Here is a 12,086-nt window from a genome sequence, read left to right on the forward strand (position 1 = left end):
CCAGGGTACGGGGAGCCTCAACCTGTCCGACCGAACCCGGACAGGGGTCGGGCCCCGGTGCAGGGGGGTGGCACCGGAGCCCGAGTCTTGGGTGGGGGGTCGGTGCGGGCGCCACGGAGGGCGCCCGCCGGTGGTCAGGCGGCCTCGATGGACAGCCCGGTCTGGCGCGCCATGCGCTTCAGGTCGGCCAGGGCGTGCTTCTCGATCTGCCGGATCCGCTCACGGGTCAGGCCGTGCTGCTTGCCGACCTCGGTCAGCGTGCGCTCACGGCCGTCCACGATCCCGTAGCGCGCCCGGATGATGGACGCGGTCCGGTCGTCGAGCCGGTCGATCAGGTCCTCCAGTTCCTCACGCCGCAGCATGACGAGCACGGAGTCCTCAGGCGAGGCTGCCGAGGTGTCCTCGACAAGATCGCCGAACTGGGTCTCGCCCTCGTCGTCCACCGACATGTTGAGGCTCACGGGATCGCGCGCCCAGTCCAGCACGTCGGCGATGCGCTCCGGCGTGGAGTCGAGTTCGGCGGCGATCTCCGCGGGCTCGGGGTCGCGTCCGTGCTCACGGTTGAACTCGCGCTGCACCCGGCGCACACGGCCCAGCTCCTCCACCAGGTGGACGGGAAGCCGGATCGTGCGCGACTGGTCCGCGATGGACCGGGTGATTGCCTGGCGGATCCACCATGTCGCGTACGTGGAGAACTTGAAGCCCTTGGCGTAGTCGAACTTCTCGACGGCGCGGACAAGGCCCGCGTTGCCTTCCTGGATCAGGTCGAGCAGCGGCAGGCCGCTGCGCGGGTAACGTCGCGCGACGGCGACGACAAGACGCAGGTTCGATCGGATGAAGACGTCCTTGGCCCGCGCACCTGCGGCGGCTATCGCCTCCAGTTCCTCGCGGTCGGCGCCGCCTCCCGAACCCAGCTCCTCACCCGCGAGGAGCTGCTCGGCGTAGACGCCGGCCTCGATCGCCCTGGAAAGCTCGACTTCCTGCGCGGCGTCGAGCAACGGCGTCCGCGCGATCTCGTCGAGGTACATGCCGACGAGGTCTCGGTCGGCCATCTCGCCGTGGCCGTGCGCGCGAGCGCTGCTCTTCCCGCCGGTGGTGCTGCGGGCGACGGCACGGGTTGCCATGCGTGCTCCCTTGCGAAGGTTCGGTCGGGTGTCGGTCGAATGAGCTGCCCCTCAGCAGCTTCGCGACTACCTCTCGGCTGCCCACTCGAAAAGGGATAACGACTGGAATCCGGACACAATTCCCATGCGTGGCCCCATTTTTTACGATCTTGCAGTACCCTGTCCGGCCACAGCGAGAGGTGGATCATTGTCGAAGCACCCGGAAGTGCAGGTCAGACCGGGTCGGGAGGAGGACCTGAGGGCCCTCACCGAGCTCTACAACCACTACGTCCGCGAGACGCCGGTCACCTTCGACCTGGAACCGCTTTCCCCGGAACAGCGCCGTCCATGGCTGCTCTCCCACCCGGAAGACGGACCGCACCGCCTTTTGGTTGCCCTCGAATCCCCGGAAACACCCGGATCGGCGAAAACTCCGGATACTCCGGACACCCCGGCATCGGCCGGCCGGCTCCTGGGCTACGCGACGAGCAGCCCGTTCCGTCCGAAAGCCGCCTACGCGACCTCGGTGGAGACCTCCGTGTACTGCGCCCCGGGCGCGGCCGGCCGGGGTGTCGGCACCCTGCTCTACAACGCGCTCTTCCATGCCCTGCGGAACGAGGACGTGCATCGCGCCTACGCCGGCATCGCCCAGCCCAACGAGGCCTCGGCGCGGCTGCACGCCCGCTTCGGCTTCGCCCCCGTCGGCGTCTTCCGCGAGGTCGGGCGGAAGTTCGGCCGCTACTGGGATGTCGCCTGGTACGAGAAGGAGCTCAGCCCCGGCGGCTGAGCCGTGCCCCGAGGATCGGTGGCGCCGGGGGCGCCTTTCAGCGCAGCCAGGGCAGGTCCGCCGACGTCCCCTCCTCCGGCTGGAGCCCCTCCGCGACGATCCGGCAGATCTCGCCCAGCTGCTTTGTCTGTTCCGGTGAGAGCCGGTCGAAGATCGCGCCCCGTACCGCCTCGACGTGCCCCGGCGCGGCGGCGGCGAGCGCCGCGAAGCCGTCGTCGGTCAGGACGGCGAGCTGGCCGCGCCGGTCGGACGGGCAGCTCTCGCGGCGCACCCAGCCGTTCTCCTCCAGTCGCGCTATGGCGTGCGAGAGCCGGCTGCGCGTGATCTTCGAGCGTTCCGCGAGCTCCGTCATCCGCATGCTGCGCTCGGGCGTCTCCGAGAGCCACACCAGCAGCGAATAGTAGGCGTGCGGCATGTTCGCGTCGCGCTGGAGCTGCCGGTCCAGGGCGTCGGAGACCAGCTGGGTCGACGCCATGTAGGCGCGCCAGGCATGCTGCTCCTCCTCGCTCAGCCAGCGGGGTTGGGGACTGCTCGTCGTCATGTCCCCATGGTACGAAGTTATCTTGAAACCTCAAGCAATTCCCGGTAGCGTCCTGCATGCTCGCTTGAAAGTTCAAGGAATAAACACTCGGGCAAGGACTGACTTCCATGACGACCGCACCCGCACTCCCCCAGGCAGCGATCCGTACGCGCGTGCGCATCCCGCTGCGCTTCTCCGACGGCTGGACGACCTCCGCCGACGTCATCACCTTCACCGGCCTCGCCGACGGCAAGGAGCACATCGCGCTCGGCCTCGGCGATCACGAAGGGGCGCAGGTGCCGCTCGTACGCCCGCACTCCGAGTGCCTGACGGGCGACGTCCTCGGCTCCCAGCGCTGCGACTGCGGGCCCCAGTTGCGGGAGGCGGCCGAGCGCATCACGACCGCGGGCGGCTATCTGCTCTACCTCCGCCAGGAGGGCCGCGGCATCGGCCTGTACGCCAAGCTGGACGCGTACGCCCTCCAGGACCAGGGCCTGGACACCTACGCCGCCAACCGCGCCCTCGGCCGGGCCGACGACGAGCGGGACTACACCGCCGCCGCCCAGATGCTCGCCGCGCTCGGCGTGGACAGCATCCGCCTGCTCAGCAACAACCCCGACAAGGAGGGGCAGTTGTCAGCGCTCGGCATCACCGTCGCCGAACGCGTGCCGACCGGCGTGCACCTCTCGCAGGACAACGTGCGCTACCTGCGCGCCAAGGCCGAGCACACCCACCACACCCTCGACCTCCCGGCCTGAGGAGGCCCCATGCGCATGCCCGCCCTCTACCTGTCGCACGGCGCCCCGCCGCTCGCCGACGACCCCGTCTGGCCCGGTGAACTGGCCGCCTGGTCCGCCGCGTTCCCCCGCCCCACCGCGATCCTGATGATCTCCGCGCACTGGGAGGAGGCCCCCCTCGCGCTCGGCGCGACCACGACCGTCCCGCTGGTGTACGACTTCTGGGGCTTCCCCCGGCACTACTACGAGGTCCGGTACGCGGCCCCCGGCGCCCCCGCGCTGGCCGACTCGGTGCGGAAGTTGCTGCACGGCCCGGGCACCGCGGTGCAGGACATCCCGGACCGGGGCCTGGACCACGGCGCCTACGTCCCCCTGGTGGAGATGTTCCCGGACGCGGACATCCCCGTGCTGCAGGTCTCGATGCCCACGCTCGACCCGCAGAAGCTGATGGACATCGGGCGGAAGCTGGCCCCGCTGCGCGACGAGGGCGTGCTGATCGTCGGCAGCGGCTTCTTCACCCACAACCTGGCGGCACTGCGGCACGCGGGCGGGGTCCCGGGCTGGTCGGCCGAGTTCGACGACTGGGGCCGGCGCGCCCTGGACTCCCAGGACATCGACGCGCTGCTGGACTTCTCGCACACGTCCCCGGCGGGGGCGCTCGCCCATCCGCGCACCGAGCACTTCGCCCCGCTCTTCGTCGCCATGGGCGCGGCAGGGGAGGATCTCGGCGCGCAGCGCAGCGTCATCGACGGCTTCTGGATGGGCCTGGCCAAGCGGTCCGTTCAGTTCGGCTGATCCCCCCGCTCCCACGCGGGAGCCACGACAGGCCGAAGGGCCCCGCTTCCCGGAGGAAGCGGGGCCCTTCACATGTCTCTCCGGGACGACCGGGTCAGTGGGCGACCACCGGGACGACGATGTCCTCGGCGTTGCCCTCCGCGCCGTCCTCGGACGACGCGGCCACCACACCGCCACCGTGGCCGGTGGTGATGAAGGTGAAGGCGATCACCGCCGAGACGAACAGGATGCCGACCGCCCACCAGATCGCGGTGGAGTAGCCGTGCACCGCCGCGGCGTTGATGAAGCCCTGCTTGCCCAGCGTGCGGGCCTCCGCGGCGTGCGTGGCGACCCAGGCGGTGGTGGCGCTGGCGGCGATGGTGTTGAGCAGCGCGGTGCCGATGGCGCCGCCGACCTGCTGCGAGGTGTTGACCATCGCGGAGGCGACACCCGCGTCACGCGGCTGCACACCGTAGGTGGCCATGCTCATGGCCGGCATGAACGCCGTACCCATGCCGAGGCCGAGCAGGATCTCCGCCGGCAGGACCAGGCCCGCGTAGGAGCTGTCGACCTTGAGCTGGGTCAGGATCAGCATGCCGAGCGCCGCCACCAGGAAGCCCGGGGTCATCAGCAGGCGCGGACGCACGCGGGTCATCAGACGCGCGCCGATCTGCGTCGAGCCGGTGATCATGCCCGCGATCATCGGGAGGAAGGCGAAGCCGGTCTTCAGGGCGGAGAAGCCCTGGACGACCTGCAGGTAGTAGGTCAGGAAGAGGAACAGGCCGAACATCGCGATGATGGCCAGGCCCAGCGAGAGGTAGACACCGCCGCGGTTGCGGTCCATGACCACGCGCAGCGGCAGCAGCGGGGCCTTCACACGCGACTCGACGAACAGGAACGACGCCAGCAGCACGGCGGCGGCGACGAACAGGCCGATGGTCTTGCCCGCGCCCCAGCCGTCGGACTCGGCCACGGTGAAGCCGTAGACCAGGGAGACCAGACCGGTGGTGGCCAGCACCACGCCGGGGATGTCCAGGGCGCTGTTGTTACGGGCGCCTTCGGGCTCCTCGACGAACCGCAGGGCACCGAAGGCGGCGACGGCGGCGAAGGGGATGTTGACGAAGAAGGTCCAGCGCCAGTCGAGGTACTCGGTCAGCACACCACCGAGGATCAGGCCGACGGCACCGCCACCACCGGCGATGGCACCGTAGATGCCGAACGCCTTGGCCCGCTCCTTGGCCTCGGTGAACATCACCGCGAGCAGCGACAGCGCGGCGGGCGCGAGCAGCGCGCCGAAGGCACCCTGCAGCGCGCGGGCGCCGAAGAGCACGCCCTCGTTGACCGCGGCGCCACCGATCGCGGAGGCGGCCGCGAAGCCGATCAGGCCGGTGACGAACGTACGGCGGCGGCCCCACAGGTCGGCGATGCGCCCACCGAACAGGAGCAGTCCGCCGAAGACCAGCGCGTAGGCCGTGATGACCCACTGCTTGTTGGCGTCGGAGATGCCCAGATCTGCCTGGGCGGAGGGAAGCGCGATGTTCACGATGGTGCCGTCCAGGACGACCATCAGCTGGGCTATCGCGATGAAGGCCAGCGCCTTCCAGCGCTGGGCGTGGGCCGTTTCAGACATGGATGAACTCACTAACGGAGGGAAGAGGCGAGCACGATGGTGAACTCTGCGGACCGCGTGGGCGCCGCGCGCCGATGCGGGCGGGCGCGACTCATGAGGCCAGAGAAGACGAAGGGGACCTACAGTACGTAACGGATGAATGGTCGGCTAATGAATTACCGGTCGGCCGGCCACGGCGCGCGGCCGCCGGCGGAGGCTCAGTCCAGCCCCCGAAGGTCTTCGAGCGTCACGGAGGACCCGGCCAGCGGCGAACGTGCCGGCGCCTCCAGACCGTCGACGAACAACTGCAGGTGCCGGTGGATGAAGCGGCCCATGTCGCACTGCGACCCCGGCAGCGGCCGGGTGAGCTGGCTGATCGCCACCATCAGATCGCCGACGTCGATGTCGTCGCGGAGCCGTCCGGACCGGCGGCCGGCGTCCATCAGGCGGGTGACGGCACCTTGCAGACGTACCCGGCCCTCCTCCAGGCGCGCATCGCCCCGCCCGAAGCTCGCGACGAGCATCGGGCACAGCGCCCCCACCTGCTCGTCGGCCGCTTCGTGCACAAAGGCGCGCAGCGCGTCGAAGGGGTCCGGCTTCTCGAGGAGCAACTGCTCGGCACGGTCCGCGATCCGGGCCATCACCGAGTGCGCCACCTGGATCGCGAGTTCCTGGCGGTCGGCGAAGTGCCGGTAGACCGTCGCGTTGCCGACGCCGGCCCGGCGGGCGACCTCGTCGAGGGGTGCGTCGGCTCCGTACTCCAGGAGGACTTCGCGGGCCGCGGCCATGATGCGCTCACGGTTACGCGTCGCGTCCGCGCGCTGCTTCACGGCGGTCTGGGCCATGACGTGTCCTCCTCTCCTACGGTGCCGGGGTGGTACCGGGTGTACCGACCGGCGGTTGTCCGCTGCCACGCGAAGCGGGGAAGCTGTCCCCGCTTGCGCGACACAAGGGTAAACGGGGACGGCGTCCCCGGATATTTCGGCCCCTTTTGTGATCTGACTCACATTCAGCCGGACAGGGAAGAGCCCCGGTCGCGCGGTGGCGACCGGGGCCCTCTTCGTACTGGCCGCCGGCTGGTGACTGCCGGCGGCCGACTACCGACCTATCGACTACTCGACGACGAGCTCGACGGGGATGTTGCCACGGGTCGCCTTGGAGTACGGGCAGACCGCGTGGGCCTGCTCCAGCAGCTTGTGGCCGGTCTCGTTCTCCAGCTCCGCCGGCAGCTCGGCGCGGAGCACCACGGCCAGGCCGAAGCTGGTGTCGTCCTTGCCGATCGAGACCTCGGCGGTCACCGAGATGTCCTTGGTGTCCACCTTGGCCTGGCGGCCGACCAGGGCCAGCGCGCTGGCGAAACAGGCCGCGTAGCCGGCCGCGAAGAGCTGCTCGGGGTTGGTGCCCTGACCGTTGCCGCCCATCACCGGGGGCATGGCCAGCGCGAGGTCGAGCTGGCCGTCGGAGCTGACGGCCCGCCCGTCGCGTCCGTTGGCAGTGGCGACAGCGGTGTACAGCGCGTCCATGGGAATCCGTCCTCTTTCGATCGCGTACGAACTCGTTGCGACAAGTAGAGCACACAACTCAGTTGCGCACAACTAAAACGCGGGCAGTCGAGATACCCTGTTCCCATGACCGCCCCTGCCTCTGCCCCCGCATCCGGATCCGCGCGGGCCGCCGACGACTACCTGCGCCTGGAGCAGCAGATCTGCTTCTCGCTCCAGGCCGCGTCCCGCGCCTTCGGCGGCGTCTACCGGGTCGTCCTCAAGGACCTCGGCCTCACCTACCCCCAGTACCTCGTCATGCTCGTGCTGTGGGAGCACGGCGCCCTGCCGGTGAAGAAGATCGGCGAGCACCTGCGCCTCGACTCCGGCACGCTCTCCCCGTTGCTGAAGCGCCTGGACACGGCCGGCCTCGTACGCCGCGAACGCTCCGCCGACGACGAGCGCTCGGTCACCGTCCACCTCACCGCGGACGGCGCCGCACTGCGCGAGCCCGCCCTCCAGGTGCCGCGCCGCATCTCCGCCGCCACCGGCCTCGGCCTGGAGGAGATCATCGACCTGCGCACCCGCCTGGAGCGACTGACCTCCGCACTCGACACGGCCGACCTCACCGAGGCGCCTGGCGGCGCGTGACCGGTACCCGGCAACCGGCACGGGGCGTGGGGGGCTGGCCAGTTCGCACCGGAGCCGCGCCCGGCGGGCGACGCGACCACGACGGGCACCCACGCCGCGTCACCGTCGCCGTCACCGTCAGCGGGAGTGCACGTCCACCCCGCCCCGCCCCCGATCCGCTACCCTGTCCTGGGCTGCCCTCCGTGGCGCCAGCGCCTTGCCGGAACCCTTCCCGCGCAAGGCTCAGCCTCAGTAGCTCAGGGGATAGAGCACCGCTCTCCTAAAGCGGGTGTCGCAGGTTCGAATCCTGCCTGGGGCACAACGTCTGACCTGCGTCAGAGCATCGAACGGGCCCCTCGAAGTGATCTCCGAGGGGCCCGTTTGACGTTCAAGGGGAACGCAAGGGGAACGGGTCGTTATGCGGCATCCCCCTGGGGAACGTCGGCAGCATCCCCTGCGAGGTCGCTGGGCTTCCCTTCCGGCTCCTGGTGGAGGTCCCGCTGCGCCGGCGACTTTCGCGGAACGAGGGCGAGTGGCGCCTCAGCCTGGGCTTCCTCGAACTGCGGCAGCACCGAGGTGTATGTGTCGGCGGTCAGCGAGTAGGAGGAGTGCCCGAGCAGCATCTGGATGGCCTTCATGTGCAGTCCTGCGGCCAGGGACAGCGTCGCCGCGCAGTGCCGTAGGTCGTGTAGCCGCACCGGCGGCAGGTCGAGCTTCTTCATCAGGCGCATGAACACCTGCGACAGGTACTCGGGGTGGTACGCGTCGCCGTCCTCCCAGGTGAACACCAGGCCCGTGTTCTTCCAGACATTGGTGGCCTCCTCCCATGCGGCGCGCTCCTTGACCTGCCGCTCGCGCCACAGTTCCAGCAGGCTGCGCGTCTCGGAGTCCAGCTTGACCGTCCGCGCGCCGCTTTCGCTCTTGGGGGTGTCCTCCCACACGTCGTACGAGGAGGCCACCAGCTGCTCACTGATGTGCACTGTGCCCAGCGTCAGGTCGGTCTCTGCCCACGGCAGGCCGACTGCCTCGCCGCGGCGCAGCCCCCGGAAGACCATCAGGTGGAACATCGGGTACAGGCGGTGGTCGGCGACGGCGTCCAGGAACTCCCCCGTCTGCTCGGGCATCCACACCATGACCTTGCCGGGCCTTTCGCCGGTCTGACGCCACGCGTCGATCCGGGCCGGTGTCCACACCAGCGGCTTGGGGCGGATGTACTTCGGCAGGACGACCTGCTTCGTCCAGTTCTCGGAGATCAGCTTCTCTTTCACGGCGTCGTCCAGGGCGCCGGAGAGTGTGTTGAGCATCCTCGTCTGGGTGCCGGGGCCGGTCACATGCCAGGGCTGGGCGCGGGCCTCCTGCAGGGCGGCCTTGGCGTTCTCCCATGCCAGGCGGAGTTCCTTGGGACGGGGCCGGTCCTCGCTGTTCTTCCAGGCCGCGTGCGCGGCGCGTTCGGCTTGGAGGGCCTGGTGCGCCTGATGGTGGTTTTCCGCGTGGACCTCGTTGTCGGCCCACAGCTTCTCGAACATCCCCTGGATGTGCCGGCTGCGCAGCGATAGCAGCTTGGTTCCGCCGAGGTAGGGGATGAAGACCCGCTCGATGTAGTCCTCGTACCCTGCGCGGGTGGACCGCTTGAGATCGACACGCTTGGCGAACCAGCGGCGCAGGTAGTCGGCCACGGTTTCGTCGCTGAGGACGTCGACTCCGCCCTGTGCGAGCTTCCATACCCTCTCGGCTTCGGCGGCGGCTTCCTTCTTCGTGCGGAAGCCGCCTTGCTTGGCCCGGGGTCGGCGTTTGCCGTCCGGGCCGGGCGGCAGCTCGATGGAGTAGTACCAGGACCCGTGCTCGCGCTGCTTGAGCTTGGGGCAGGTCTTGTCCAGGCGGCCGATCTTCTGCTTGCCGTCGTCGCCGAGGACGGGCGCGCCGTCCTTGTTGACCAGCGGGCCGTGGCAAGAGCACCGCTTATACGTCTTGTCGTCGAACACTGTCCCCCCACCCCCAAGCCCTGCATCACTATGCAGGCGTATTCTTCCCTAACTTCCCTGGTGGACGCTGCTCCTTACGGGAGCCCCGTGTATGGTGTGGCACAAGTTGGCGCGGGGGAGAAACGCGACAACGACATGGCGACAACGAGCACTCCGGCCGTCGATCAGCGCGGGATGAGCCTTCAAGAGGTTCTGGCGCTGCCTGCGACGGTGAACGTCGTGACCGCGGCCCGCGCCCTGGGCATCGGGCACAACAAGGCGTACGAGCTGATCAAGGCCGGGCAGTTCCCCGTCCGGACACTGAATATGGGCAGCACGGTACGAATTCCCACGGCGGCATTGTGGGAGGCGCTGGGTGTCGGTTCGCTGCGACAGTGATGCGCGGGCCGCTGAGTTGAGTTGGGATCGGTGGCATGCCGCGCTTGTACGGCTTCGATAATCAAGCCCTGACGCGTGTCCGCGATCAGGAGCGTCAGGTTGTCCGTGAGGCTGTGGGACGTATTCGCGCCGGCCAGTCGCAGGCCGAGGCCGCCGCGTGGATGACGGCTGAGGGTCACCGCGGGACCATGGGCGGCGCGTGGACCAGCATGACGCTCGGCCGTCTGCTGGACAACCCGGCGATCGCCGGCCTCGAGCGGGATCCCGATTCCGGTGAGCTGCGCGAGACCGGCCGGGAGGCGTTGATCACGCCGGAGGAGTTCCGGTGGCTGCAGGAGCACCGTCCTGGCCGGCGTGGCAGTGTCCGCAGTGGGCAGGCCCGCGAGGGCGATCACGAGTACCTGGCGACGGGCGGCCTCGCAGAGTGCGGTGAGTGCGCGCAGCAGCTGACCGGCAGTCGTACGAGCGCAGGTTCGCCCTCCTACCGCTGCCAGACCAACTTCGAGGGGCGCGGCGGATGCGGCAAGGTCCGCATCAACGCGGCGTTGCTTGAAGATCACCTGGCCGAGCATGCTCTCGGTGAGCTGGCGCGCCCGGGCGCGCAGGCTGCGCTGGAGTTGGTACGCACGAAGATGGGCGCCGAGGCGGACCAGCTGCGCGCGCAGATCGCCGACTTGGAGCAGTCGAGAGGCGAGCTGGCCGAGCCGTACGCCCACGGCCAGGTGTCCCGGGATGCTTTCGTCGCCGCTGATCGGAGCATCAGCGAGAGGTTGAAGCAGGCCCGTTATCAGCTCCGGTACCTGGAGCAGGCCGTGGATGTGCCGGTGGGCGGGGTCGAGGACCTGGCCCGTTGGTGGGACCACGCGCCGTCCCACTCCAAGCGAGGCCTGCTCGTGCTGCTTCTGGAGAAGGTCCAGGTGTATCCGGCGCGTGCCCGCGGGGTGCGGGATGTCGACGACCGGGTCACGCTGACCTGGCGCACCGCTGGTACCGCGTAGCCGGTGCGCCTGGGACGTCAGTCCTGCACGTCGTGGTCGGGGGACGACGCCCACCAGTAGATGACCTCGTTCAGCGTCCCCACACCGAGCTTTGCGCGCAGTTCCCCCATCTGCTTGTTGACCCAGGCCGAGCTGATGCCGAGGTTCTTCGCGGCCTGCGCCTGGGTGCGGCCCAGGCACAGTTCGCGCAGGATGCACCGCTGGATGGCGTTCGTGGTCATGCCCTCATCTGGGTTGTCGCGCCGACCCTCCCACTGGTCGGCGCGCTCCCACAGGAGGTCGAAGCCGTGAGCGATCTGCCCGACGACCAGGGGGTCAGTGATCATGACCGCTTCGTCGCCGGGCGGTTCGCCCTCACTGGTGTACACGGGAACGAACGCCACACGGCGGTCGAAGATGATGCTGCGTGCGAAGCGACCCTGAGCGGTGCGTACTTCGCCGCCGGCGGCGGCTATGTTCCGTGCCCAGTCGCCGACGGCGGCCACTCGGCGCACGGAGCCGTGATAGACCGTGCGCATGGCCAGGCCGCGCTGCAGTCCGGCGCGGTCACGTTCGAAGGAGTGGGCCAGGTCTTCGGCGCTGCGGGGTCCCGGCTGGGAAGCCAGGATTTCCTTACGGGCTGCGCTGTGTTCGGCGGCGATGTGCTGGTTGATCGGCGTCCGGCCGGCCAGGTGCTCGATGGACTTATCGGAGGGCCGGGCTGCCTGGTATCGGTCGCGGAGTTCGACCAGTAATTCCGGCATCACGCCCGCATATGCCGTTAGTTGCCCAAGGCGGGCATGCAGGATGTGCATCATCTTTAAGGCCGCGTACTGCGGTTCGACCGCGGTATAGGTGTCCGGTGCGAACGGGTAAGTGGCTGCCAATCCGTTGCTCAAGAGAGCATCTAGGCCCGGAGTTTCCGGCGGCAGGGCCTCGCCGTCGAGTGTGCGCTGATACGCGCCGACAACCTGTGCGGACAGATCGGGCAGGTCGGGTACTAGTGGCACCTTGCAACCTCTGAATTGTGGGACTAGTGAAAATCCGACGTTGACTGTCCTTGATCTTTTCACGTGTCCCCTACATGGTTGCCAATGGCACATGCGCA

The 12,086-nt window shown here is 69.1% G+C and carries 13 protein-coding genes and 1 tRNA gene; 7 read left to right on the forward strand and 7 right to left on the reverse strand.

The genetic code is table 11. The features are described from left to right. Positions 1 to 134: 134 nt before the first annotated feature. Entirely contained in the window at positions 135 to 1,124 is a 990-nt protein-coding gene (locus ACFWVC_RS11215) for a sigma-70 family RNA polymerase sigma factor (protein ID WP_319663063.1), read from the reverse strand. 124 nt (positions 1,125 to 1,248) lie between these two features. Between ACFWVC_RS11215 and ACFWVC_RS11220 the strand changes: the two genes are divergently transcribed. Then, the gene (locus ACFWVC_RS11220; protein ID WP_384282197.1) at positions 1,249 to 1,890 is read left to right on the forward strand and encodes a GNAT family N-acetyltransferase; all 642 of its coding nucleotides are present in this window, start codon (positions 1,249 to 1,251) and stop codon (positions 1,888 to 1,890) included. A gap of 37 nt (positions 1,891 to 1,927) precedes the next feature. Here ACFWVC_RS11220 and ACFWVC_RS11225 read toward each other — a convergent pair whose 3' ends face one another. Next, complete coding sequence (locus ACFWVC_RS11225; RefSeq protein ID WP_384282200.1) at positions 1,928 to 2,431, reverse strand: MarR family winged helix-turn-helix transcriptional regulator; 504 nt, start codon at positions 2,429 to 2,431, stop codon at positions 1,928 to 1,930. Positions 2,432 to 2,538: 107 nt separating this feature from the next. Between ACFWVC_RS11225 and ribA the strand changes: the two genes are divergently transcribed. Together ribA and ACFWVC_RS11235 are read left to right on the forward strand one after the other, a co-directional pair. Beyond that, a complete protein-coding gene (ribA, locus tag ACFWVC_RS11230) occupies positions 2,539 to 3,168 on the forward strand; it encodes a GTP cyclohydrolase II (protein ID WP_384282203.1) in 630 nt (209 codons plus the stop codon). 15 nt (positions 3,169 to 3,183) lie between these two features. Further along, on the forward strand, positions 3,184 to 3,942 hold the full coding sequence (locus ACFWVC_RS11235; protein WP_384282533.1) for a dioxygenase: 759 nt from the start codon (positions 3,184 to 3,186) through the stop codon (positions 3,940 to 3,942). A 94-nt stretch (positions 3,943 to 4,036) separates the two neighbouring features. Here the strand turns inward: ACFWVC_RS11235 and ACFWVC_RS11240 are convergent, their stop codons facing one another. The 3 genes from ACFWVC_RS11240 to ACFWVC_RS11250 all read right to left on the reverse strand — a co-directional run bounded on the left by ACFWVC_RS11240 (position 4,037) and on the right by ACFWVC_RS11250 (position 7,053). Then, positions 4,037 to 5,551, reverse strand: a complete 1,515-nt coding sequence (locus ACFWVC_RS11240; protein WP_384282206.1) for an MFS transporter — start codon at positions 5,549 to 5,551, stop codon at positions 4,037 to 4,039. Between the two features lie 197 nt (positions 5,552 to 5,748). After that, the gene (locus tag ACFWVC_RS11245; protein ID WP_384282209.1) at positions 5,749 to 6,375 is read right to left on the reverse strand and encodes a TetR/AcrR family transcriptional regulator; all 627 of its coding nucleotides are present in this window, start codon (positions 6,373 to 6,375) and stop codon (positions 5,749 to 5,751) included. 267 nt (positions 6,376 to 6,642) lie between these two features. Further along, positions 6,643 to 7,053, reverse strand: a complete 411-nt coding sequence (locus ACFWVC_RS11250; RefSeq protein WP_384282212.1) for an organic hydroperoxide resistance protein — start codon at positions 7,051 to 7,053, stop codon at positions 6,643 to 6,645. A 105-nt stretch (positions 7,054 to 7,158) separates the two neighbouring features. Here ACFWVC_RS11250 and ACFWVC_RS11255 point away from each other — a divergent pair, with 105 nt between their 5' ends. Both ACFWVC_RS11255 and ACFWVC_RS11260 read left to right on the forward strand, forming a co-directional pair. After that, positions 7,159 to 7,662 (forward strand): MarR family winged helix-turn-helix transcriptional regulator, encoded by a 504-nt coding sequence (locus ACFWVC_RS11255; RefSeq protein ID WP_384282215.1) that lies wholly within the window; start codon positions 7,159 to 7,161, stop codon positions 7,660 to 7,662. Positions 7,663 to 7,887: 225 nt separating this feature from the next. Continuing rightward, a tRNA-Arg gene (locus tag ACFWVC_RS11260) sits at positions 7,888 to 7,960 on the forward strand. A gap of 97 nt (positions 7,961 to 8,057) precedes the next feature. Here ACFWVC_RS11260 and ACFWVC_RS11265 read toward each other — a convergent pair. Then, on the reverse strand, positions 8,058 to 9,623 hold the full coding sequence (locus tag ACFWVC_RS11265; RefSeq protein WP_384282218.1) for a tyrosine-type recombinase/integrase: 1,566 nt from the start codon (positions 9,621 to 9,623) through the stop codon (positions 8,058 to 8,060). Between the two features lie 174 nt (positions 9,624 to 9,797). Between ACFWVC_RS11265 and ACFWVC_RS11270 the strand changes: the two genes are divergently transcribed. Then, on the forward strand, positions 9,798 to 10,001 hold the full coding sequence (locus ACFWVC_RS11270) for a DNA-binding protein (protein WP_384282220.1): 204 nt from the start codon (positions 9,798 to 9,800) through the stop codon (positions 9,999 to 10,001). Between the two features lie 35 nt (positions 10,002 to 10,036). Further along, positions 10,037 to 10,999: a recombinase zinc beta ribbon domain-containing protein gene (locus tag ACFWVC_RS11275; RefSeq protein WP_384282223.1), complete on the forward strand. Its 963-nt coding sequence runs from the start codon at positions 10,037 to 10,039 to the stop codon at positions 10,997 to 10,999. A gap of 17 nt (positions 11,000 to 11,016) precedes the next feature. Here ACFWVC_RS11275 and ACFWVC_RS11280 read toward each other — a convergent pair whose 3' ends face one another. Then, entirely contained in the window at positions 11,017 to 11,988 is a 972-nt protein-coding gene (locus ACFWVC_RS11280; RefSeq protein WP_384282225.1) for a hypothetical protein, read from the reverse strand. Positions 11,989 to 12,086 lie beyond the last annotated feature (98 nt).

Source organism: Streptomyces sp. NPDC058691 (assembly GCF_042714775.1).
GTDB lineage: Bacteria > Actinomycetota > Actinomycetes > Streptomycetales > Streptomycetaceae > Actinacidiphila.